Here is a 20108-nt window from a genome sequence, read left to right on the forward strand (position 1 = left end):
AGAAGCCATGCCAGGCACCATCTACCAGCACACCCAAGATCCCAACCAACTGACACATGTATCGGGACTTCAACACTGACAGATGTCATGGGACTGAATAGTTCCGCGCGGACGGTAACTGTCCAAGATCTGCATCCCGGGTACGTGGGTCACTCCACGAGATCGTCGGCGAGCAGGTCCATCAACAGGCCGTCGTGCCAGCGGCCGTCCGCGCCGCGCTCGTAGCGGCGCAGCACCCCCACCGGGCGGAAACCTACCTTCGCGTACGCCCGGATGGCGGCGCTGTTCGCCGCGGCCGGGTCGATGGTGAAGCGGTGGTGGCCGTACTCGTCGATCAGGTGTCGGGCCAGGGTGCGGATGGCGTCACCGCCGAGGCCGGCGCCGCGCTCCGCCGGGTCGAGGAACACGTCCAGGCTGGCGTGCCGGTAGTCCGGGTCCGCCTCGGCGTACCACTGGATCGCGCCGATCACCCGGCCGTCGTGCTCGATCGCGTACACGTGTAGGTCGTCGTCGGCGAGGTCGGCGCGGACGGAGTCGGTCAGGTCGTCACCGCCCCGCCACCACCGGCGTACCTCCGGGTCGGCCCGGATCGCCGCGAGGGCCGGCACGTCCGCGACCGTCGCCGGTCGTAGTGTCACCGCCCGCCCCCGCAGCATCGGACTCAGCCCCGGATCTCGCCGTGCTCGACGCAGACCGCCGACCAGCCCACCGGCAGCACCTGCACCTTCATCCGACGTCGGCAGCGGGGGCAGAACCGAGGTGGCTCCAACTGGCGGGCCGACGCGCAGGCCGGGTGGGCGGTGGCCGTCGCCGACTCACCGCACCGGTCGCACCACTGCGCCGTCGTCGTCATGGTCGTCACAGCGTGGCGGAGAGAGCCTTGACCGGCATCTTCAGCTCGTCCAGCAGCTCCAGGTCGGCCGTCGCCGGTCGACCGAGCGTGGTCAGGTAGTTGCCGACGATCACCGCGTTGATGCCGCCGAGCAGACCGTCGCGGGTGCCGAGGTCGCCGAGGGTGATCTCGCGCCCACCGGCGTACCGCAGGATGGTGCGCGGCATGGCCAGCCGGAACGCGGCGATGGCCCGCAGCGCGTCCTTGCCCTCCACCACCGGGCGGTCACCGAGCGGGGTGCCGGGCCGCGGGTTGAGGAAGTTGAGCGGCACCTCGTGCGGGTTCAACTCGGCGAGCTGCGCGGCGAACTCGGCCCGCTGCTCGACGGTCTCGCCGAGGCCGAGGATGCCACCGCAGCACACCTCCATGCCGGAGTCGCGAACCATCCGCAGTGTCTCCCAGCGCTCCTCCCACGAGTGGGTGGTGACCACGTTGGGGAAGTACGACCGGCAGGTCTCCAGATTGTGGTTGTAACGGTGCACGCCCATGTCGACCAGGTCGTCGACCTGCTCCTTGCTGAGCATGCCCAGCGACGCGGCGACCTGGATGTCGACAGCCGCCTTGATGGCGGCGACGCCCTCGCGCATCTGCTTCATCAGCCGTGCGTCCGGGCCGCGGACGGCGGCGACGATGCAGAACTCGGTCGCCCCGGTCGCGGCGGTCTGCTTCGCCGCCTCGACCAGCGACGGGATGTCCAGCCAGACCGAGCGCACCGGCGAGGTGAACAGGCCCGACTGCGAGCAGAAGTGGCAGTCCTCCGGGCAGCCGCCGGTCTTCAGCGAGACGATCCCCTCGACCTCGACCTCCGGGCCGCACCAGCGCATCCGCACGTCGTGAGCGAGCTGGAGGGCGGCGGGCAGGTGCTCGTCGGGCAGGTTCAGCACGGCGAGGATGCCGGCCTGATCGAGGCCGACACCGTCACCCAGGACCTGGGTCCGGGCCTGGTCGAGGATCTCTGGCATGGCTCGTACCCTACTAGGCCTGTGCGAGAGCCCCCGATCAGCCGGAATGACCTGGCGGCCCGGTCGGCACCTCGCACCGAGTGGAATCGTCGGGCCGGTGGCGGCGGGTGGTAATTTCGCCCGGCGGGTGTCGGGCTGACCGGCACGTACAGCGGGGGAGGGTGACGGTGGCGGACTGGCTGGCGGCGCTCGACCGCCGCGCGGAGCTGCGGGCGAAGGCCGGGCTGACCCGGCGGCTGCATCCGCGTCCGGCCCACGATCAGATGACCGATCTGGCCGGCAACGACTACCTCGGCCTGGCGACCCACCCGGAGGTCACCGCCGCGGCCACGGCGGCCCTCTCGGCGTACGGGCTGGGGGCGACCGGGTCGCGCCTGGTCCGGGGCTCCACCGACGCGCACCGGACGCTGGAGGAGGACCTGGCCCGCTGGCTGGGCACCGACGGCGCCCTGGTCTTCTCCTCCGGCTACCTGGCCAATCTCGGCGCGCTGCGGGCGCTCGTCCAACCTCGGACGCTGCTCGTCTCCGACGCGCACAACCACGCTTCGCTGATCGACGGCTGCCGCCTCTCCGGTGCGGAGACGGTGGTCACCCCGCACGCCGACGTGGACGCGGTCGCCGCCGCGCTCGCGGCTGCTCCGGGCCGCCCGGCGGTGGTGGTGACCGAGTCGGTCTTCTCGGTCGACGGTGACCTTGCCCCGCTGGCTCGGCTGCACGCGGTGGCCCGCCGCCACGGCGCGCTCCTGCTGGTCGACGACGCGCACGCGCTCGGCCTGACCGGCCCGGCCGGCGCGGGCGCGGTGGCGGCCACCGGGCTGGCCGGCGAGCCGGACGTGGTGGTCACCGCCACCCTGTCCAAGGCGCTCGGTGGCGCGGGTGGCGTCGTCGCCGGCCCGGCCGAGTTCGTTCGGCACCTGGTCGAGACCGGCCGCACGTTCATCTTCGACACGGCACTGCCGCCGGCGGTCGCCGCCGGTGTGCACGCCGCGCTGCGACTCGCCCAGGCCGGTGACGACCTGCGCGCCGAGCTGTCCGACCGGGTGGGGCTGGCGGTCGGTCGACTGCGGGCGGCCGGGCTGACCGTCTCCGCCCCGGACGCGGCGGTGATCTCGGTGACCGCCCCGGGGCCGGAGGCGGCGACCGCCTGGGCCGCGGACTGCCGGGACCGGGGCGTCGCGGTGGGCTGTTTCCGGCCACCGTCCACCCCGGACACCCGTTCCCGCCTGCGCCTCACGGTCAGCGCGGGGGTGCCCCGGGCGGCGTTCGAGCGGGCGCTGGACGTCATCGTGGAGACTGCCCCATGACCGGCTGGGCGGGGTCGGTTCTGGTTACCGGGACGGACACCGAGGTTGGCAAGACGGTGGTGACCGCGGCGATCGCGGCTGCCGCGCAGGCTGCCGGGTTGCGGGTGGCGGTGGTCAAACCGGGTCAGACCGGTACGGCCGGCGGTGAGCCCGGCGACGTGGACGCGGTCAACCGGCTGGCTGCGCCGCTGACCGGTCGGACCCTGGCCAGCTACCCGGATCCGCTCGCCCCGTTGGCCGCCGCGCGGGTCGCGGACCTGCCGCCGCTGGAGTTGTACGCGGCGGTGGACGCCGTCCGTGAGGAGGCCGACAAGCACGACCTCGTGTTGATCGAGGGCGCGGGTGGGCTGCTGGTTCCGATGGGGCTGCGGCCGTCGGGTGAGCCGTGGACGATGGCCGACCTGGCGGTGTCGCTCGGCGCGCCCGCGGTGGTGGTCGCCCGCGCCGGGTTGGGCACGCTCAACCACACCGCGTTGACCCTGGAGGCGCTGGACCGCAGGGCGGTGCCGGCCGGTGTGGTGATCGGTGCCTGGCCGGCCCGGCCGGAGCTGGTGCACTGGACGAACCTCACCGATTTGGTGCCGAACCTGCTCGGCGCGCTGCCCGACGGCGCGGGCGCGATGGACCCCGGTGTGTTCCGGCGGTCCGCGCCGGGTTGGCTCACCCCGGCCCTGCACGGTGTGCTCGACGACTGGCGGGTCTGGGCCGAGGAGAGCGGCTGAACACCTGACTTTCGTCGGTGTCCGCGCAGGTCGGGCGTGGGTAGCCTGACCGCCGTGCGGATTCTCGACTCCGCGCCGTCGGGTTGGCTGCACCGGCGGCGTCGCCTGCTGCTGGACGTGCTGCTCTGGGCGGTGGTGGCCGCCCCGGTGGGTTATGCCGAGGTCAGCCCGCCCTATTCGCGGTACGTGTTGCCGCTGCTGGTCGGCAAGCTGCTCGTGCTCGGTGTCGCGGTGGTGGCGAGTCGACGTCAGCCGTTGGTCGCCCTGGTGCTGGCGGTGCTCGGGTCGTTGGTCGATGGCAACTTCGTGTTCGCCATTCCGGTCTTCAGTTATCTCGCCGGGCGGCGCAGCGCCACCGTGGGTCCGGCGATCATGGTCTTCGTGCTGATCACGGCCGGTGGCACGGCGCTCAACCTGGGGCTGCTCGGCGCCGGCGCGGCCACCTGGTTCCTGCTCGCCTCGGTGCTGCTCTTCGCCGCCGTGTTTCCCTGGTTGGTCGGCCGGTACCGCCGCCAGCAGCAGGAGTTGACCGACGCCGGTCGCCGGCACGTCGACGCGCTGACCCGCGAGCAGCGGGGTGCCGCCGAGCGGATCCGGCTGCGTGAGCGGGCCCGGATCGCCGGGGAGATGCACGACTCGCTCGGTCACGACCTCAGCCTGATCGCGTTGCGCGCCGCCGCCCTGGAGGTCGCCGCCGACCTGGACGACCGGCACCGGGCCGCGGCGGGGGAGTTGCGGGCCAGCGTCTCCGCCGCGACCGAGCGACTGCACGAGATCATCGGGGTGCTCCGCGAGGAGGCGGGCGGGTCGCTGCGTCCGAGCGGGGAGACCGTCGCGGACCTGGTCGACGGTGCCCGGGAGGCCGGCATGACGGTACGGCTGGACGCCGCCCCGGCGGTCGCGGAGCTACCGGCGATGACGGGTCACGCGGCGCACCGGATCGTCCGGGAGGCGCTGACCAACGCGGCCCGGTACGCGCCGGGCGCCCCGGTCGACGTGCGCCTCATCCGCAACGGTGACCGGGTCGAGGTGAGCGTCGTCAACGACGCTCCGCCGGCCGGGCCGCTGCCCGCCCCGCCGTCGCAGGGCAGTGGGCTGCTCGCCCTCGCCGAGCGGGTCCGCCTCGCCGGTGGGACGCTCGATGCCGGCCACCGCGCCGACGGCGGTTTCGCGGTACGGGCGGTGTTGCCGGCCACCGCGCCGTCCCCCGAGGCGATCGGGTCGGCGGCCGAGACCGGGCTGCCGTCCCGGCCGGGCGAGCGGCCCGGTGCGGCGGAGCGGCCGGTGGATGCGGAGCGGCGGTTGCACGACGCCCGGCGGCGGGTTCGGCGCAGTCTGCTGGTGGCGCTCGTCGCACCTGTCGGTTTCGCCCTGGTGCTCTCGTTCGTCTACTACCCGGTGGCGACCGCCGGGACGGTGCTGGACCGGGCCACCTTCGAGCAAATGCGCGTCGGCGCGGCCCGGTCGGAGCTGGTCGGGCTGCCCCGGCGGCAGTTGGAACGCCCAACACCTGTCGACCAGGCCGGCTGCGAGTACTACACCGACGGCAACTTCCCCCTCGCGGAGCCGACCTGGCGGCTCTGTTTCACCGATGGCCGGCTGGTCAGCAAGGAGTGGATCGCCTAGTGGACACCGACGCGGCGGCGGCACCGCCGATCCGGGTGGTGCTGGCCGACGACGAGGCGATGATCCGGGCCGGCGTCCGGGCCATTCTCGCCAGCGACCCCGGCATCGAGGTGGTCGCCGAGGCCGGCGACGGGCACGCGGCGGTGGAGCTGGTCCGTGCCCACCGACCCCGGGTCGCGCTGCTGGACATCCGGATGCCGCGGCTGGACGGGCTGGCCGCCGCCGCCGAGATCCGCCGGGTCGTTCCGGACACCGCGACGATCATGTTGACCACGTTCGGCGAGGACGACCACGTGGCCCGGGCGCTCGGGCACGGTGCCAGCGGGTTCCTGCTCAAGGCCGGCGACCCGCGTGAGCTGATCGCCGGTGTGCACGCCGTCGCCGACGGTGGGGCGTACCTGTCGCCGAGGGTGGCCCGCAGGGTGATCGAGCTGGGGGCCGACCGGCTGGCCCGTCGACCCGCCGCCCGGGACCGGACGGCCGGGTTGACCGAGCGGGAACGGGAGGTGCTGGCCCTGGTCGGGGCGGGCCTCTCCAACGCCGAGATCGCCCGCCGGCTGCACCTTGTGGAGGGCACCGTGAAGAGCTACCTGACCAGCATCTTCACCCGGCTGGACGTGCGCAACCGGGTGCAGGCGGCGATCCTCGCGTACGAGGCGGGGTTGGTCGACGGCTGAGCGGGGGCCGGGCAGCCCCCGCTCAGCCGGCAGCGTTCTACGCGTCGCGGCGGCGCAGTGCGGCCCGGCCCAGCAGCAGCGCGGCGCCGGCCCACCCAGCGAGCAGCAGCAACCCGACCAAACGCGGGTACGGCGCGGTGTCGCCGGCCAGGAAGTGCCCGCCGGACACGCCGGGGAACACGTCGGCGATCCGGTTCAGCACGTCGATGTCCGGCTCCTGAAGGGAGAGCGGCACGATCATCAGGGTGGCGAGGAGCACGGTGAGGGTGAGCACCGCGCTGCGCAGCGCGGCGCCGAGGCCCAGCGCGAGGACCCCGACCAGCGCCAGGTAGGCCGCCACCGCCACGATGTCGCCGATCGTGCCGGCGGCCGGGGCGCTGCCCCACTCGCCGAGCACCGGCCGGGCGACCAGGGTGCCGACGCCGCCGAGCAGCAGCCCGAGCGCGAAGGTGACCGCCCCGGCGACGGCTGCCTTGGCCAGCAGTACGCGACCGCGGGACGGGGTGCACTGCAACGTCGTCCGGATGGTGCCACTGGTGAACTCGGCGGTGATCGCGAGCAGGCCCAGCGCCAGCACCACGTACTGGGTCAGCTCGACCGAGTCGATCAGCACGCTGCCGACGGTGACGATCCCCCGGTCGTCGGTCGGGTCGTCGTTGGTGTTGTCGTTCGCGGCGTAGATGGCCAGTTGGCCGGCGCTCGCGGCCATCACCAGCAGCCCGGCCAGCGCCGTCCACCAGGTGCTCCGCACCGAGGAGAGCTTGGTCCACTCGGCGGCCACGGCGCCAGTGCGGGTGCTGGTGCTCATCGTGCCCCACCCCCGGTCGGGCCACCGGCGTACTCGACGCTGTCGGCGGTCAGCTCCATGAACGCCTGCTCCAACGACGCGGCGTGCGCGCTCAGCCCGTGCAGTCGTACCCCCAGCTCGTGGGCCAGGTCGCCGACCTGGTCGGCGGTGGCGCCGGTGACGGTCAGCTCGTTCCGGTCGGCGGTCTCGACTGTCGCCCCGGCGGCGGTGAGGCGCGCGGCTAGCGCGACCAGCCCGTCCGGGTGCGGGCTGCGGACCCGGACCGCGACCGTGCCGCGGGCGATCACCTCGCCGATCGGCTCGTCGGCGAGCAGCCGTCCCCGGCCGATCACCACCAGCTGGTCGGCGGTGAGCTGCATCTCGCTCATCAGGTGGCTGGAGACGAAGACCGTCCGCCCCTCGTCGGCCAGCGAGCGCATCAGTTGCCGCACCCAGCGCACCCCGTCCGGGTCGAGGCCGTTCACCGGCTCGTCGAACATCAGCACCGGCGGGTCGCCGAGCAGCGCACCGGCGATGCCGAGCCGTTGACCCATGCCGAGGGAGAGCGTCCGCCCCGGCTTGGCGGCGGCCCGTCCGTCCAGCCCGACGGCGTCCAGCACCTCGTCGACCCGGCGGGTCGGGATGCCGTTGCTGTGCGCCATGGCCCGCAGGTGCGCCCGACCGGACCGGGCCGGGTGGATGGCCCGGGCGTCGAGCAGCGCGCCCACCTCGTGCAGCGGCCGGTGTAACTCCCGGTACGCGCGCCCGCCGACCAGGGCTTGCCCGGCGGTGGGACGGTCCAGGCCGAGGATCATCCGCATGGTGGTGGACTTGCCGGCGCCGTTGGGGCCGAGAAAGCCGGTGACCCGGCCGGGCGCGATGTCGACGGTCAACGCGTCGACCGCGACTGTCGACCCGAACCGTTTCGTCAACCCACGTAATGTGATCATGCGCTGACGCTAGGCGGGTGACCCGCTGCCCCACCGCGCCCGAACGGCACCACCCACCCCTGACTTTCGTCAGGTCGGCGGCGGGCCGATCACCGTACGTACTGCTCCAGCAGCGCCGGGGTGAGCCCGGCCCGGTGGATCGCCTTCAACGCCGCGAGCAGGTCGTCCATCAGCGCCGGCCGGAAGTGCATCAGCAGCACGTCGCCGGGCTGGACCACCTTCTCCGGGGTCTGGTAGCGCACCTTCCCCTCGTGGACGGTCTCGGTCCAGTGGAAGACCGCCTTCGCGCCGCAGTCGTGTGCGGCCTGCAGCGTGGTGCTGTCATGCTCGCCGAACGGTGGCCGGAACAGGGTGGGCCGCTTGCCGAACAGCCCCTCCAACCTGTCCGCCGCACCGCAGATCTCCTGCTTCTGATAGTCGTACGACCGGCCGGCCAGCGAGTTGTGATTGATGGTGTGGTTCTCCACGACCCCGCCCACCGCCTCGATCTGCCGGAAGTAGTCGGTGTGCTCCGCCGCCGCCGGTGAGTTGAGGAACATGGTGACCGGGATGCGCGCCTCCCAGATGAAGTCGATCACCCCCGGCGGGCGGGCCAGTCCACCGTCGTCGATGGTGATGAAGGCGACCTTCTGGTCGGTCGGCAGGCGGTGCCAGAACGGGGCCGAACCGGTCGCGGGCAGCGGCACCGGTTGCGGCGGCGGCGCCTCGGGAAACGTCGGCACCTGGGACACGTACCAGGCCAGGCTCTTGAACGCGGGCTTCGCGGTCGCGGACGGTGCGGCCGAGGGGGTCGGCGCCGGGGCGGACAGCGTCGGCTGGGCCGCGGTGACCTGCCGGGCGTGGGCCGGGTGGCCCGGACCGACTGTGCAGGCGGTCAACGCCAGCAGCGCCAGAAGCGTTACGACGGCAGGGATCCGACGGGTGGGGATGGCTGACACGCCCGGAAACATACCGAGTGGATCAGGATCCGATCAGCCCGGTGACGTCGGGGGAACGGCGGACCACGAACGCGTCCGGCATCCGGAAGGTGAGATTGTCCGGGCACCAGGGCTCGCGCAGCACTGTCACCCTGTCCAGCAGCGGCGCGGCCTCGGCCACCACCACCGCCGCCTCCATCCGGGCCAGCACGTCCCCGACACAGCGGTGCGCCCCCGCCCCGAACGCCAGGTGTCGGCGTGACCCACGCTGGCCCGGACGGAACTCGTCGGGCGACTCCACGACCGCCGGGTCCCGACCGGCGCGGCCCAGCCACAGCACGAGGCTGCTGCCCGCCGGCACCTCCGTGCCGCCCAGCGTGCTCTCCGCCGTCGCCACCCGCCGCCACGTGACGATCGGTGGTTCCAGCCGCAACCCCTCCTCCACCACGTCGGCCACCGCGACCTCGCCCGTGCGCAGGCCGGCCCGTACCGCGGGCTCGCCGGCCAGCCGGTGCAGCAGCAGGGTGAGGAACTGCGAGGTGGTCTCCTGCCCGGCGACCAGCAGGAAGAAGAGCGCGCCGACCACCACGTCCGGCGGGTGCCCGGCCGCGCGCAGCTCGGCGGCCAACCCGCCGCCGACGGCCGCGAAGTCACGCAGTACGCGGTGGAACCGGCCCACCTCGGCGGCGAGCGCCACCTGCCGATCGGCGTCCAGCGGTGCCCAGAACAACTCCAGCGCGGCGCGGGCGAACTCCTTGACCGCGCCCACCGGCGCCTCCGGCAACTCCACCAGCCGGGCCAGCACCAGCAGCGGCAGGTCGGCGGCGAGGTCCGCGTACAGGTCGACCGGTTCGCCGGCGTCGAGCGTGGCGTCGATCCGGGCGACCCGGTCCCGGACCAGCGCGGTGAGCCAGGGTCGCTGCGCGGCCACCCGGGTGGGGTGCAACGCCGCCGCGACGATCGCCCGGATCCGCGGGTGGCTGACGCCCGAGTTGTTCGCCAGGGTCGGCGGCAGCCGGAACCGGTGCCCGGCGAGCACCCGCAGCGCGGTCACCGGCATCGGTGTCACCGCGTCCAGCGCGTTGTCCGGCCGGTAGGTGACCGGGTCGGCGAGGACCTCGCGGACCAGCGCGTGCCGAGTCACGACCAGGTGGGTGCCGCCGACGTGGTCCGGCACCCGGGCCACGTCCGGCCATGCGGGGTCGGCCACCTGCGCCCAGCTGCGGAACAGCACCCGGACACGCTAGCCGGCGGCCCCCGGCAACCCCGCTCGCAGCCGCCAGACGGTGGTGCGCTTCACCCGCACGCTCTCCAGCGCCTCCGGCACCGGTACGTCGTACGCGGCCACCTCGTCGAAGCGGTCCCGGGGCAGGAACGCCCGCCCGGGGTCACCGACCAGCGCCGGCGCGCCGGCCCGGGCGGCGCGCAACAGGAACCGCAGGACCCGGCGGGCCATCGCCTCGCTGTAGAAGACGTCCCCGGCGAGCACCACCTCGGCGTCCCCGGCGTCGCCGTCGAGGATGTCGCCGAACTCGGCGTCGACGCGTACCCCGTTGGCCTCGGCGTTGAGGGCGACCGCCGCCACCGCCAGCTCGTCGACCTCGACGGCCCGCACCGACGCCGCGCCGGCGCGGGCGGCGGCGATGGCCACCAGGCCGGAGCCGGAGGCGAGGTCGAGCACCCGGCGGCCGGCGACCAGCTCCGGGTGGTCGGTCACGTAGCGGGCGAGGGCCTGCCCGCCGGCCCAGGCGAACGCCCAGAACGGCGGCGGCCGGTCGCTGGAGAACTCGCCCTCGGTCAGCTCCCACAGCCCGATCGGCTCGTCCGCCTGGTGCAGCCGCACCTCGGGAACGAAGGGGACCGGGGCCAGCCGGGCGTGCAGCCGGACGAAGGTGCTGGAGAGCTCGGACACGGCGTGATTCTCCCAGCGGGCCGACTTCCGGCGTGTCGCGGGGGAGTGGTGACCGGTTCACCACGGTCGGTGAAAACCCGCCCTGTCCTTGCCGTCCGGTGCGAACACACCCGTCTGGTTCCGCCGCTGCACCGCTTCTAGCGTTGCGGGGTGGAGGCAACCGAACGGAGGACGGCGGTGGTGACGGTGTGGCGGTATGCGCTGAGGGCAGGGGTGGTGCTGGCCTGTCTGAGCGGGGTGGAGCTGGCGGTGGCCGCCCCGGCACAGGCGGCCTTCACCACCGAGATGAGCGGCCTGCCGGGACGGTTCACGGCCGGCGAGCAGGTACGGACCATCTCCGCGGTGGTCTCCCAGACCGACCGGCGCGCCAGGTGCGCGAAGGTGCGCTGGTCGATGGTGCTCAGCGTGCAGGGCCTCCGGCTCGACCAGGTGAAGATGGACCGGGTGGAGGAGACCGGCGACTTTCCGCTGGAGATCCGTACCGAGGGTGACGTGGCCCGGTTGACCGACCGGCAGCTCGACCCCGGCACGCTCTGCCCGGGCCGCACGGTCACCGCCCGCTACCGGGTGGCCTTCGCCGAGGACGTCACCCAGGGGCGGGTCACCCTCGCCGCCGAGGCGTACGACGCCAACCTGCGCCTGCTGGCCCGGCAGACCGCCACCCGCTCGGTGGTGGGGCTGGGCGGCGCCGCGACCGGTACGCCGAAGCCGACGGCGACCCCGCCGGAGCCCACCGAATCCGCGAGTGCGCCGGCCGAGGACGAGAGTGCGGCGACCGAGGAGCCGGTGGCGGAGTACCCGGCCGACGCCGCGCCGCCGGCGGCCAGTCGCCCGGTCTCGCAGTCCGGCGCGTTCGGTGTGGTGCAGGCCGCGTTCCTGCTCGGCGGGCTGCTGCTCTTCCTCGGGATGGGGCTGCTGCTGCGGCTGCGGCACCTGACCCGGGCCACGGCCGGGGACGCCGACGAGACCGACGACCCGCCGGTGGACCGGCGCTGGGAGCGTCCGGCGGTAGCCGACCCCTGGCGGCGACCGGCCCGCCGCTGATCGGGGGCCCGCGCTGGGAACGGTCCGGCGGCGCTGATCGGGGGCCGTGGGGCCGGCGGATACCCGCCGGCCCCACGGTGTCACTTCGAGAACGCCTGGAATTCGGCGATCCTGACCTGGCTGCGGGCCGGGCTGGCGGTCGCGCAGTCCGTCGTCGTGGCCGGGTCGTCGTCCTGCTCGCCCGCGTAGTTCGGGCCGCCGGTGCACTGGCTCGCCAACACCTCGAGGCGCAGGTGCGTCGCGAGGGTGGTGGGTACCGCGAACGTCCGCAGGTTGATGTCGCGGCTGTACGCCCGGTACGCCCCGCCGGGGAACGCGTCCCCCGCGCTGGTGTAGATGCGCTGCCAGCGCGCCGGGTCCGCGCAGTCGGTGGTGGTCGCGTTGCAGGCGGACACCGCGAACGAGCGCAGGGCACTGAGCGCGTTCTGGGCGCCGGTGTCGGCGTCACCGGTGATCGCCGGGCGCAGCATCGCGCTGACGTTCACCCGCTTGACCGTCTGCGGGGCGTCCCCGGGCAGCGCCACGGTGAGCTGCCGGCCGGCGACCCCGTCCAGGGAGGCCCAGTTCGTGGCCTCGGTGTCGTCGACCACCCGGTCCAGGTTGACCCCGTCGCCGGTGACGGTGGCGCCGGACGCGGCGGAGGCGAGGTTGCGGCTCATCCGCAGGTCGACGTAACCGTCCTGACCTGCCTTGGCGACCACGCTGAGCCGCTGGTGCCCGAAGCCGGGGGCCACCGCGAGCAGGTCGTACGTGCCGGCCACCATCTCCACGGTGTCCGGGATCGGCGTCGCCGGATCGGTGTCGGCCACCGGCACGGCCCGCGCCTCGTACGCCCCCACGTACACCCGGATCGGCGCGTCGGCGCTGTCCCCGCGCGGACGCAGGGTGAGCGTCGCGTTGCCACCGCGCGGCGAGGCGAAACTCGGCGTCGGGTCGGTGTCGCCGGCGCCGTTGGTGGCGGCGTCGCGGCCCATCCCGGAACGGGCGAACTCGGCCCAGATCAGGTCCTGGTTCGCGCCGCCGAAGCGGAGCAGGTCGGCGGTGAGCATGTTGTCCCGCATGTCGAGCATGCTGACCTGGCTGGCGGCCTGGAGCAGGAACGAGTCGAAGACCAGCTGCGACCAGCGCCGGTTGCCCGGGCACTGGTCCGCCGCGACCTTCCCCTGTGCGCAGTCGAGCTGCCGCTGCGGGGTGCCGAGGCCGTACCGCTTGACCAGGGCGGAGCGGACCCGGAAGTTGGTGGCGCCCCAGATCTCCCCGTCGGCGTGCACGGCCGGGCCGGCGGTGTTGTAGCCGATGTCGGAGTAGTTGAGCGGGCTGCGGCTCAGGTCGTAGTTGCGGATGCCGCTGACTAGGTTGCCGGTGACGTAGCCGCCGGTGATGAAGGGCGTCTCGCCGGGCGCGCGCAGCCCGTGCTGGAAGAGGTACTCGGCGGCGAGCAGGTCGCCCCACGACTCACCCATCGACCCGCCCTGGTGGCCGCTGATCCCGCTGTCCGGGCCGGCGATCATCCGGTTGGTGATCGCGTGGGTGTACTCGTGACCGATCACCGTCATGTCGTAGTCGCCGTCCACGCACGGCGGGTACGGCCCGCCCGCCTGCGGCTGCCAGAGGTACATGTTGGTGGTCGGCGGCAACCCGTCGCGCGGGGTGCCCTGGTTGGCGTTGTTCCGGTTGCCGGTCAGCGCGCCCTGCTGGGCGCGGCCCTGCTCGGCGTCACCGCCCAGCCCGGACGGGGTGAGGTTGACCGCCTGCAGGTTCCACGCCGACTCGGTGAAGCCCAGCTGGTACGACCAGTCGTGCATCCGGTTGTGCATGGCGAAGAGGTTGGCGATCGACGCGTCCGCGTCGTTGCGCTGGGCGGAGGTGAACACTCCGGGGTTGCACCGGGCCTGGTGCCACTGGTCGGTGAAGGGGTACTCGTAGCGGCGTTCCGGGCTGGTGGGGGCCGGCACGACCGGGGTGTTCGCGCCCCAGGACAGCACCGTGTTGGCCGAGTTGCCGCGCGAGGTGAACGTCGGCGTGCCGGTGGCCGCGTCGACGTCCCACGGTTGGCCGGTGGCCGGGTCGCGGAAGGCGGCCTGGCAGCCGGGGCTCGGGTCGCCGCACCAACGCACCCGGGGGTCCTGCCCGGGGCCGAGGTCGCGGGGTGGGGTGGCCGGGAAGACCGCCCAGCTCGGGTTGTCGGAGTCGAAGTCGACGAGGTCCTCGCGCACCAGCACCTGCCCGGTGCTGCCGTCCACGTAGCTGGTGAACGCGGCCGGGTGCTCGGTGTCCGCGCCGATCATGGTCACCTCGTAGGCGGCCCGTGGCCCGTCCAGCGGGGTGGGCACGGCCACCGACCGGATGGTGTGGCTGGCCACCGCGTCGGCGGTCAGCTTGGCGTCGGCGAGCGCGGCAGCATACGCCTGCTCGGCGCTGCGGGTGGCCGGCGCTGGCGCGTTCGTGTTCCGGGCCAGCGAGGAGCTGACCGAGAGCACCGCGCCGTCGGCGACCGCGAGGGTGACGAGGCCGTCCGGCCCGGCGGGCAGGTCGCCGAAGCGCTGCCGGAGGGTGACCACGGTGCCGCTGCCGATCGGCCGGACCAGCACCCGTTCCATGCTGGCCACCGCGGCGGCGTCCATGCCGAACAGGTCGCGGTTGGCGGCCAGGTAGGCGCGGGCGGCGGCCTCCGGATCGGCGGGCAGCCCGCTGGCCAGCGGGGTGCGACCGGGGCCGAGCGCCTGCGGGGTGCCGAGCCGGTTCCACCGGACGTCGGTGTCGACGGCGCGGGCCATGCCGCGTTGGCGGGCGTCGGGTGCCGCCGTACCGGCGCGGTTGTCGGCGTCGGCGGGCGCGTGCCCCTCGGCGAACGGCCCGGACCGGCGCTCGGCGGACGCCGCGCCGCCGGTGGGGGCCGCGGTGCTCACGCCGGTGGGGAGCAGCGCGGCGACCGTCGCCGTTGTCGCCAGGATGGCGATGAGCCGGCGTCGACGCCGGCTCATCGGGGGTGACCACTCCGGTTGTGGCACGGGACCTCCTCGTGGGAGCGAGATGGCCGGCGAGTCGCCGACCACAGATGCGCGGTGACGCATGCGCATCTGTGGATATCAGTCTCCCGAGGTCGCGGCAAGGTCCAGAGCCGCTATCGCACCGACAGATCGAGATGTGGTCAGTCGTTCGGCGCCCAGTCCGGGTCGCGGCCGAACGCGGCCAGCAGGTGGTCCTGCTCGTCGGCGTCGTCGGGCACCCGTACGCCGGTGTGGACCAGTTTGTTGCTCCGGTAGGCGTCGATCTGGCCGGCGAACCACTGGGCGGCGGCGTGCACCGCGTCCGGGTCGAGCCGCGGCTGGGCGCCGATCGCCACCGCCACGTCCCAGCCGTGCACGAGGTGCTCGGCGAGGAGTTGCCGAAGGTACTCGGCGGCCGGGGTGTCGCCGCTGGAGAGGTGCACGGTGCGGTCGATGGTGCCGGGGTGGGTGGCGGCGATCTCGGCCTGCGCGGCGGCCTCCCGCGCCGTCGCGATCGGGTCGGCGCCGAGCTGGTCACCGTCGAGCCGGTCGCCGACCTCGTCGATGGTCCGGCCGGCGAGCAGCGGAACGCTCCACCGGTCCTCGGTCACCACGTGGTTGACCAGCGTGCGGACGTCCCAGTCCGAGCAGGGGGTCGGGTCGGACCACTGGCCGGGCTCGATCTGGTCCACCCGGTCGATGAATTCGGCCAGGCTCCGGCGGTACGCCTCCAGGAGATCCATGCTGCCGATTGTTCCGGTCGGCGGGGCGGGCCGAGTCCGTTTTGCCCGGCCTGGTGCGGGGGATTGGTGCTGGTTGCCCGGCTCAGTCCAGGTCGGTCGGGTCCAGACCGAGCTCTCGGGCGGTGACCAGCCGGACCCACTCGCCGAACTGCCGGCGGGAGATCACCCGGTCGTGCACGGCGAGTTGGACGGCGAGGCCGTCCATCACCGCGCTGATCCGCCAGGCGGCCCCGTCCGGGTCGGCGCACTGGAAGGTGCCGTCGGCCACCCCGGCGGTGATCACCGCCGCCAGGTCCTGCCGCCAGCGCAGGTCGAGCCGGCGGGAGACCTTCTCCAACTCGGGGGTACGCAGCGACTCGGACCAGCCGTCGATCCACATCGACCAGGAGGTCGCCCGCCCGGCCGGGGTGTAGAGCTTGAGGATCCGGCGGAGCTTGGTCAGCGGTGGGGCTGAGGAGCGGGTCACCACGTCCAGTCGGGCCAGATCCTGCTCGACCGCGTACGCGAAGGCCTGCGCGAGCAGCCGCTCCTTGGTGGCGAAGTGGTAGAAAACCAACGCCTGACTCACGCCCGCGGCATTCGCCACGTCGGCCGTCCGGGTGTTGGCCAGACCGCGCTCCACGATCACGTCGCAGGCGGTGCGCAGCAGGGCATCCAGGCGGATCTCGGCCGCACGTCTCGTCACGACCGTTACCGTAGCCCATCCGACTGAACACGAACAGTTACCACCACGCGCCGATCCGCGCGGTGACAGTCGGAAGCCGGACACTTCCTTCGGGTGTCGTCGGTCGTTTCCACGGAGAGTGTTCATCGAGGTCCGCTGCCCGGTGTCGGGCTGCGGAGACGTCGATGGTCGCGCATGCGACGCGATGATGACGATCATTGCCTAGTGATGTCGGAGTGTGACCGTCCGTGCTGAATCCGGGCACCGGATCAGCCCCCTAGGAAGCCCGCTGGGTGTGGCTCCGGTCCAGCCCCGGCCCCCCGGGACGCGCCGAAGCGACCCCGAGTTGGCAGTCAAACACCGGCTCGGCTAAAGTTCTCATCCGTCACCCGGGAACGTCCGGGGGCGTGCGGACGTAGCGCAGCTGGTAGCGCATCACCTTGCCAAGGTGAGGGTCGCGGGTTCGAATCCCGTCGTCCGCTCGGAGCTGCCGCCACGCATGACGGGGGCAACCTCGGTGGGGTGGCCGAGAGGCGAGGCAACGGCCTGCAAAGCCGTGTACGCGGGTTCAAATCCCGTCCCCACCTCGGCAACAAGCACGGGCGATTGGCGCAGTGGGAGCGCGCTTCCTTGACACGGAAGAGGTCACTGGTTCAAACCCAGTATCGCCCACCAGAGGAGAACGGCTCGTTACCGGAAGACCCGGTGACGAGCCGTTCCGCTTGTGGCGCGACGGTCATCAGTCGACGCTGAGCCGGTACCCGATTCCCCGTACGGTGTGCACGCGCAGGGTGTCGTCGACGGCGTGCAGTTTGCGACGTAGCCGCTTCACGGCCGAGTGCAGGCTCGACGTGTCGCCGAGGAAAGCGCAGCCCCAGACCGATTCGAAGAGCCTCTCGTACGTCCAGACCCCGACCGGTGCGGTGGCGAGTTGGGTGAGCAGGTTGCGCTCCAGTCGGGTCAGGGCCAGCGGTTCTCCGCGCCACGTCACCCGGTGGTCGAGCGGGTCGATGGTGAGGTCACCGAGGCTGATCCGACCGGCCCCGCCGACGGCGGGAGCGACTGCGGCCGCAGCGGCTGCGGGTACGGGCGCGGTGGTGGAGGGCCGGGCCGGCCCGCTGATGATCGGCCCGCCGATCATCGCCTGCAACTCCGCGAGGTCGGTGCAGATCACCAGGGTGCCGAGGCCGTCCAGGCGGCGGACCATCCGCTCGCGCACCGACACGTCGGCGGTCACGCAGAAGACGAGGGACACATCGTCGATCACTGTCGTACCTCCCCAGGAGCCAGTAAAAGACAACGCTGTCTGCACCCCGTAGTCAATGGTTTCCGGTCGGCTGCCGTGCCCGCCGGCACAGACGCGGCCGGGCCGCGCGCTCGCCTCTAGAAGGTCAACAAGCGGAATTCGCCCACCGGCCGGAAACCGAGGTTGCGGTAGACCGACTCGCCGACGGCCGACGAGGTGAGGGCGGCGGTGCGGGCACCCCGCTCACCTGCCAGATCGAGTGCCGCCCTGGTCATGGCCGCGCCGATGCCCCTGCGGCGCTGCTCCGGCTGGGTGCCGACGAAGTAGAGGGTGACCAGACCGTGGCTGATCCAGGCGACGGCCGTCGCGACGACCTGGCCGTCGGCGAGGCGACCCGCCAGCCGGAGCACCGTGCCGTCGCCGGTGAACGCCTTCTCCCGTTCGATCGTCGCGGCCACGCCGTCCGCCGGGATTCCGGACACCCGGGCGTAGGCCGGGACGAAGGCGGCGAGGTCGGTGGTCTCGGCGATCCGTACGTCGGCGGGAGTCGGAACATCGGCCACCTCGCCCATCCCCACCGCCATGATCGGCATGCGGGCGACCTCCACCGCGCCGAGGGAGACCAGGCCGTCCGCGGTGCCGGCGTCGCTGTCCGGGCCAACCCACCAGATCCGGGGTACGCCGTGCAGGCGCCTCCGGGCCTCGGCGAGCGCGTCCTGTGGGGTGCGCCCGGCCACCCGCAGTACGCCGTTGAGGGGCGCGTGCGGCACGTCACTGCGGTAGGTCGGCAGGTCCGGACCCCCGGAGACGCCGATGTTCCAACCGAGCAGGTACGCCCGGTGCGCGGCCAGCACCGTGTCGAGAGGCTCCATGATCTGGATCGTAACGCGGCTGCCGAAACCCCTCCCAGCCAGCGGAAACGGCTCGGTGCGGCAGCTGTGACCGGCGGTACTTTGTCGATCGTTCCAGATAGCGGGTAGCGTTCAGCCATGGCCCGTACCCGTGAGTTCGACCTCGACGCCGCGGTCGACGCTGCCATGGACGTGTTCCGGAGCAAGGGCTACGAGGGCACCTCCATGCGGGACCTCTCCGAGGCGACCGGCCTGGGCAGCGGCTCGATCTACGCCGCCTTCGGCAGCAAGGACGGCCTCTACCTGGCGGTGCTCGACCTGTACCGGCAGCGCTACGCCATACCGATGGTCGATCTGCTGCGCTCGGGCAACGACGCGCGAGCGGTCATCCGTGAGGTGTTCATCAGCGCGGTGGACGACATCACCGGCGACGGCCGGCACCTCGCCTGCCTGATCGTCGGGGCGTCGATGGAACGGGCGCACCAGGACGTGCGGGTCGCCGAGCGGCTCCGTTCCACCACCCAGTCCCTGGAGTTGGCGCTCTACGACCTGCTCGCCGAGGCGCAGTTGCGGGGTCAGATCACCAGCGACCGCAGCGCCACCGACCTGGCCGGCTTCCTGGTGACCAGCCTCCAGGGTCTGCGGGTGATGGGCGCCATCAACCCGGACCGGGCGGCGCTGACGCGGTACGCCGAGGTCGCGCTCACCTGCCTGGACTGACCGCCGGACAGGTAGTCGGCCGGTCACCCCAATGAGGAGTCGAGCATGAGAGCGGTCGGACTGCTGCGCTACGGCGGGCCCGAGGTGCTGCGGGTGGTCGAGCTTCCGACGCCGCACGCCGGTCCCGGCGAGGTCCGCATCCGGGTACGCGCCGCGGCGGTCAACCCCGCGGACACGTTGATCCGGGCCGGTATGACGCCGGTGCGGCTGCGCGGCGGCGCCCCGCTGCTGCCCGGTCAGGACATCGCCGGCACCATCGACGAGGTGGGCTCCGGGACCAGTGGTGCTCTCGCCCCGGGTGACCCGGTGATGGCCATGATCAATCCGACCCGGGCGGCCGGCGGTGGGTACGCCGAGTGGGTCGTGCTCCCGGAGACCTGGGTGGCGCTCGCGCCGGCGGGCGTGTCACCCGCCGAAGCGGCCACCCTGCCGTTGAACGGGTTGACCGCACTGCACGCCCTGGACCAGTTGCGGCTGCCGTCGGGCAGCACCCTCGCGGTGACCGGAGCGGCCGGCGCCGTCGGCGGGTACGCGGTCCAGCTCGCCAAGTCCGCCGGGCACCGGGTGTTGGCCGACGCGGCGCCCGACGACGTCGAACTGCTGACCGCGCTCGGCGCCGACGTGACGGTGACCCGAGGTCCGGATGTCGCCGACCGCTTCCGGAAGCACGCCCCGGACGGGGTGGACGGCGCCGTCGACGCCGCGTTGCTCGGCGGCGCGTTGCTGCCCGCGGTGCGCGCGGGTGGTGCCGTCGCGCTGCTGCGCGGCGGGCCCGATCCGGTGCTGCGGGCGCAGGCCGACCAGCGGAGGATCGACATGGTGTCCGCGTACGTGCACGAGTACGACGGGCGCCGCGACAAACTCGACCTGCTTCGGCGACTCGCCGAGGAGGGTGCGCTGACCCTGCGGGTCGCCGGCCGGTTCCCGCCGGAGGAGGCGGCCCGGGCGCATCAGCTCCTGGAGGCCGGAGGGGTTCGCGGCCGGTTGGTCATCGAGTTCTGATTCCGCCGGCGGCACCACCGGAGCATGCACGGGTGCGCCGCATCCAGGTCGAGAGTGGCGACCACACCGGCCGCGACGCCTGTCCGGCATCTGCTGCGG

General features: G+C 73.1%; 20 protein-coding genes and 3 tRNA genes. 10 read left to right on the forward strand and 13 right to left on the reverse strand.

Annotation, left to right across the window (positions count from 1 at the left end):
• Positions 1-149 precede the first annotated feature (149 nt).
• From ACFYL6_RS27780 to bioB, 3 genes are read right to left on the reverse strand one after another with little or no spacing between them, the layout of a single operon-like run.
• Positions 150-656: a GNAT family N-acetyltransferase gene (locus ACFYL6_RS27780; RefSeq protein ID WP_387175648.1), complete on the reverse strand. Its 507-nt coding sequence runs from the start codon at positions 654-656 to the stop codon at positions 150-152.
• 5 nt (positions 657-661) lie between these two features.
• Positions 662-853, reverse strand: a complete 192-nt coding sequence (locus ACFYL6_RS27785) for a hypothetical protein (protein WP_387175650.1) — start codon at positions 851-853, stop codon at positions 662-664.
• Positions 854-858: 5 nt separating this feature from the next.
• Positions 859-1854: a biotin synthase BioB gene (gene bioB, locus ACFYL6_RS27790; protein WP_366607275.1), complete on the reverse strand. Its 996-nt coding sequence runs from the start codon at positions 1852-1854 to the stop codon at positions 859-861.
• Positions 1855-2021: 167 nt separating this feature from the next.
• Here bioB and ACFYL6_RS27795 point away from each other — a divergent pair, with 167 nt between their 5' ends.
• Genes ACFYL6_RS27795 through ACFYL6_RS27810 form a run of 4 tightly spaced genes read left to right on the forward strand, consistent with a single transcriptional unit; the run spans position 2022 to position 6183 of the window.
• On the forward strand, positions 2022-3158 hold the full coding sequence (locus tag ACFYL6_RS27795; RefSeq protein ID WP_387175652.1) for an 8-amino-7-oxononanoate synthase: 1137 nt from the start codon (positions 2022-2024) through the stop codon (positions 3156-3158).
• Positions 3155-3880, forward strand: a complete 726-nt coding sequence (gene bioD / locus ACFYL6_RS27800; RefSeq protein ID WP_238660882.1) for a dethiobiotin synthase — start codon at positions 3155-3157, stop codon at positions 3878-3880. Before ACFYL6_RS27795 ends, bioD begins: the two co-directional genes overlap by 4 nt.
• Positions 3881-3934: 54 nt before the next feature.
• Entirely contained in the window at positions 3935-5506 is a 1572-nt protein-coding gene (locus ACFYL6_RS27805) for a sensor histidine kinase (protein ID WP_387175654.1), read from the forward strand.
• Positions 5506-6183: a response regulator gene (locus ACFYL6_RS27810; RefSeq protein WP_387175655.1), complete on the forward strand. Its 678-nt coding sequence runs from the start codon at positions 5506-5508 to the stop codon at positions 6181-6183. The genes ACFYL6_RS27805 and ACFYL6_RS27810 overlap by 1 nt, the downstream gene beginning before the upstream one ends.
• Before the next feature lie 37 nt (positions 6184-6220).
• Here the strand turns inward: ACFYL6_RS27810 and ACFYL6_RS27815 are convergent, their stop codons facing one another.
• The 5 genes from ACFYL6_RS27815 to ACFYL6_RS27835 form a co-directional block, all read right to left on the reverse strand.
• A complete protein-coding gene (locus tag ACFYL6_RS27815; RefSeq protein ID WP_387175657.1) occupies positions 6221-6991 on the reverse strand; it encodes an ABC transporter permease subunit in 771 nt (256 codons plus the stop codon).
• Positions 6988-7920, reverse strand: coding sequence for an ABC transporter ATP-binding protein (locus ACFYL6_RS27820; protein ID WP_387175659.1), 933 nt, complete (start codon positions 7918-7920; stop codon positions 6988-6990). The genes ACFYL6_RS27815 and ACFYL6_RS27820 overlap by 4 nt, the downstream gene beginning before the upstream one ends.
• Before the next feature lie 89 nt (positions 7921-8009).
• Entirely contained in the window at positions 8010-8858 is an 849-nt protein-coding gene (locus tag ACFYL6_RS27825; protein WP_387175661.1) for a polysaccharide deacetylase family protein, read from the reverse strand.
• Between the two features lie 22 nt (positions 8859-8880).
• Positions 8881-10071: a cytochrome P450 gene (locus ACFYL6_RS27830; RefSeq protein ID WP_387175663.1), complete on the reverse strand. Its 1191-nt coding sequence runs from the start codon at positions 10069-10071 to the stop codon at positions 8881-8883.
• Between the two features lie 9 nt (positions 10072-10080).
• A complete protein-coding gene (locus tag ACFYL6_RS27835; protein WP_238658161.1) occupies positions 10081-10749 on the reverse strand; it encodes a methyltransferase in 669 nt (222 codons plus the stop codon).
• Positions 10750-10899: 150 nt separating this feature from the next.
• Between ACFYL6_RS27835 and ACFYL6_RS27840 the strand changes: the two genes are divergently transcribed.
• Positions 10900-11793, forward strand: a complete 894-nt coding sequence (locus ACFYL6_RS27840; protein ID WP_387175665.1) for a hypothetical protein — start codon at positions 10900-10902, stop codon at positions 11791-11793.
• An 80-nt stretch (positions 11794-11873) separates the two neighbouring features.
• Here ACFYL6_RS27840 and ACFYL6_RS27845 read toward each other — a convergent pair whose 3' ends face one another.
• The 3 genes from ACFYL6_RS27845 to ACFYL6_RS27855 all read right to left on the reverse strand — a co-directional run bounded on the left by ACFYL6_RS27845 (position 11874) and on the right by ACFYL6_RS27855 (position 16211).
• The gene (locus tag ACFYL6_RS27845) at positions 11874-14804 is read right to left on the reverse strand and encodes a M36 family metallopeptidase (protein ID WP_387175667.1); all 2931 of its coding nucleotides are present in this window, start codon (positions 14802-14804) and stop codon (positions 11874-11876) included.
• 140 nt (positions 14805-14944) lie between these two features.
• Entirely contained in the window at positions 14945-15526 is a 582-nt protein-coding gene (locus ACFYL6_RS27850) for a TIGR03086 family metal-binding protein (RefSeq protein ID WP_387175669.1), read from the reverse strand.
• 82 nt (positions 15527-15608) lie between these two features.
• Positions 15609-16211 (reverse strand): TetR/AcrR family transcriptional regulator, encoded by a 603-nt coding sequence (locus tag ACFYL6_RS27855; protein ID WP_387175671.1) that lies wholly within the window; start codon positions 16209-16211, stop codon positions 15609-15611.
• Positions 16212-16599: 388 nt separating this feature from the next.
• Between ACFYL6_RS27855 and ACFYL6_RS27860 the strand changes: the two genes are divergently transcribed.
• From ACFYL6_RS27860 to ACFYL6_RS27870, 3 genes are all read left to right on the forward strand, one after another.
• Positions 16600-16672 (forward strand) — tRNA-Gly (locus tag ACFYL6_RS27860).
• A gap of 34 nt (positions 16673-16706) precedes the next feature.
• Positions 16707-16777, forward strand: a tRNA-Cys gene (locus ACFYL6_RS27865).
• Between the two features lie 13 nt (positions 16778-16790).
• Positions 16791-16865 (forward strand) — tRNA-Val (locus ACFYL6_RS27870).
• A gap of 64 nt (positions 16866-16929) precedes the next feature.
• On the opposite strand, the gene ACFYL6_RS27875 is transcribed toward ACFYL6_RS27870, so the two are convergent.
• On the reverse strand, positions 16930-17397 hold the full coding sequence (locus ACFYL6_RS27875; RefSeq protein WP_387175883.1) for a winged helix-turn-helix domain-containing protein: 468 nt from the start codon (positions 17395-17397) through the stop codon (positions 16930-16932).
• A gap of 176 nt (positions 17398-17573) precedes the next feature.
• Positions 17574-18308 (reverse strand): GNAT family N-acetyltransferase, encoded by a 735-nt coding sequence (locus tag ACFYL6_RS27880; RefSeq protein WP_387175673.1) that lies wholly within the window; start codon positions 18306-18308, stop codon positions 17574-17576.
• Positions 18309-18425: 117 nt separating this feature from the next.
• Between ACFYL6_RS27880 and ACFYL6_RS27885 the strand changes: the two genes are divergently transcribed.
• Together ACFYL6_RS27885 and ACFYL6_RS27890 are read left to right on the forward strand one after the other, a co-directional pair.
• A complete protein-coding gene (locus ACFYL6_RS27885; protein ID WP_387175675.1) occupies positions 18426-19007 on the forward strand; it encodes a TetR/AcrR family transcriptional regulator in 582 nt (193 codons plus the stop codon).
• 45 nt (positions 19008-19052) lie between these two features.
• Complete coding sequence (locus tag ACFYL6_RS27890; RefSeq protein ID WP_387175677.1) at positions 19053-20009, forward strand: NADP-dependent oxidoreductase; 957 nt, start codon at positions 19053-19055, stop codon at positions 20007-20009.
• Positions 20010-20108 lie beyond the last annotated feature (99 nt).

Source organism: Micromonospora sp. NPDC007208 (genome assembly GCF_042869175.1).
Lineage (GTDB): Bacteria > Actinomycetota > Actinomycetes > Mycobacteriales > Micromonosporaceae > Micromonospora > Micromonospora foliorum.

Bases quoted from the DNA above. Each gene is read 5' to 3' on its own strand.
- ACFYL6_RS27780 (WP_387175648.1), bottom strand. From the start codon at position 656: ATGCTGCGGGGGCGGGCGGTGACACTACGACCGGCGACGGTCGCGGAC.
- ACFYL6_RS27785 (WP_387175650.1), bottom strand. From the start codon at position 853: ATGACGACGACGGCGCAGTGGTGCGACCGGTGCGGTGAGTCGGCGACG.
- bioB (WP_366607275.1), bottom strand. From the start codon at position 1,854: ATGCCAGAGATCCTCGACCAGGCCCGGACCCAGGTCCTGGGTGACGGT.
- bioD (WP_238660882.1), top strand. From the start codon at position 3,155: ATGACCGGCTGGGCGGGGTCGGTTCTGGTTACCGGGACGGACACCGAG.
- ACFYL6_RS27815 (WP_387175657.1), bottom strand. From the start codon at position 6,991: ATGAGCACCAGCACCCGCACTGGCGCCGTGGCCGCCGAGTGGACCAAG.
- ACFYL6_RS27820 (WP_387175659.1), bottom strand. From the start codon at position 7,920: ATGATCACATTACGTGGGTTGACGAAACGGTTCGGGTCGACAGTCGCG.
- ACFYL6_RS27850 (WP_387175669.1), bottom strand. From the start codon at position 15,526: ATGGATCTCCTGGAGGCGTACCGCCGGAGCCTGGCCGAATTCATCGAC.
- ACFYL6_RS27875 (WP_387175883.1), bottom strand. From the start codon at position 17,397: ATGGTCCGCCGCCTGGACGGCCTCGGCACCCTGGTGATCTGCACCGAC.
- ACFYL6_RS27880 (WP_387175673.1), bottom strand. From the start codon at position 18,308: ATGGAGCCTCTCGACACGGTGCTGGCCGCGCACCGGGCGTACCTGCTC.
- ACFYL6_RS27885 (WP_387175675.1), top strand. From the start codon at position 18,426: ATGGCCCGTACCCGTGAGTTCGACCTCGACGCCGCGGTCGACGCTGCC.
- ACFYL6_RS27890 (WP_387175677.1), top strand. From the start codon at position 19,053: ATGAGAGCGGTCGGACTGCTGCGCTACGGCGGGCCCGAGGTGCTGCGG.